Below are 605 nucleotides of genomic sequence, written 5' to 3' on the forward strand. Positions count from 1 at the left end.
CCGTGACCTACCTCGGTGGCGTCCTCCTCGGGATGATCGTTCTGACCCACCGCGCGAAGCGTTAGCAGACACGCCCTAGCCGTTCAGCGGCAGGTTGAGGGCCTGTCGAAGCTCGAGCATGGCCTGCCGTTGACGCTCGGCGGCGATCAGGATGCTCGGAAGGTTCTCGGCGGCGGAGTTTGAGGGGTCCCACCTGTCCTGCGTGGCCGTCAACGTCACCCACAGGCGGGGGATAGGTGAGCTGTAGCCGAACCAACCCGAGAACACCAAGTCTTTCCACGTGATCTGCTCGTCGAAATGGATGTCTGCGATGCGGCCCACCTGGATCTCCTTGCGCCTCCAGCCACCGCGCCATGCCGTCAGTGAGGCATCCGTCACCTGGTAGGTCACTCGTCCCGGGAGGAGATACCAGTTGAGCGCCACAACGGGCCCCAGCGTGATGCCGAGTAGCAGCCCAACTGCGAAGGGGCTCAAGAGTATGGACCACGGTGTCTCGCCTGCCACGGCCATGCCGATGCCAATGACAATTCCAAGCAGGGCGCCAATAGCCGCCATCTTCGCCATTGCCAGGAGCGCTAGCCTCGATCTTGCATGGGGCCCGGGGA

General features: G+C 63.6%; 1 protein-coding gene. It reads right to left on the reverse strand.

Annotation, left to right across the window (positions count from 1 at the left end; all coding sequences use genetic code 11):
* Positions 1-75 precede the first annotated feature (75 nt).
* Positions 76-605, reverse strand: a 530-nt coding sequence (locus N864_RS22910) for a hypothetical protein (RefSeq protein WP_205621049.1), incomplete at its 5' end; no start/stop codon positions are given.

It is taken from the genome of Intrasporangium chromatireducens Q5-1, from assembly GCF_000576575.1.
In the GTDB taxonomy this organism is placed as follows: domain Bacteria; phylum Actinomycetota; class Actinomycetes; order Actinomycetales; family Dermatophilaceae; genus Intrasporangium_A; species Intrasporangium_A chromatireducens.